The sequence below is a fragment of the Mesorhizobium sp. M7A.F.Ca.CA.002.09.1.1 genome, from assembly GCF_003998555.1.
Classification (GTDB): domain Bacteria; phylum Pseudomonadota; class Alphaproteobacteria; order Rhizobiales; family Rhizobiaceae; genus Mesorhizobium; species Mesorhizobium ciceri.
Window position 1 is genome coordinate 1 of record NZ_RZRR01001643.1, and the last position, 409, is coordinate 409.

Genomic DNA, 409 nt, shown 5'->3' on the forward strand with positions numbered 1-409 from the left:
GTATCATGGTCGGCATGTGCGGTGAGGCGGCCGGCCGTCCGGATCTGATTGCGACCTTCGTGAAGATGGGGCTGACCGAACTCTCGATGAGCCCGGCTTCGATCCAGCGCGCCAAGAAAGCGATCATGGCCATGGCCGCTGAAGGCTAGCCCAGGCCGGCTGACTACGGCAGATGGGCAAGCAAGGTGGCGAAGACCGGTGTCAGCTCAGCGATCGGGTTTGCCTTGGCGCAAGCCTGAACGATGCGATCGTGGCGAATATCCGCCGCCAGGATCGCGATCTCCAGCATGTCCGGCTCCGGCGCGCCGTCGCTGCCGGTGGTCGCCAGGCCGCAGGCCAAAGCGAGCGGCGCCAGGCAGCTTATGTCGAGCGCCCGGCCGCCCGCCGGCGTTCCCGGCACGGTCTCGGC

General features: G+C 67.5%; 1 protein-coding gene and 1 pseudogene. One reads left to right on the forward strand and one right to left on the reverse strand.

Going from position 1 to position 409, the window contains the following annotated elements; all coding sequences use genetic code 11:
- The coding region (locus EN994_RS35120) for a putative PEP-binding protein (protein ID WP_164746610.1) at positions 1 to 149 on the forward strand (149 nt) is incomplete at its 5' end.
- A 14-nt stretch (positions 150 to 163) separates the two neighbouring features.
- On the opposite strand, the pseudogene EN994_RS35125 reads toward EN994_RS35120, so the two are convergent.
- Positions 164 to 409, reverse strand: a pseudogene (locus EN994_RS35125) (hypothetical protein); the annotation flags it as partial.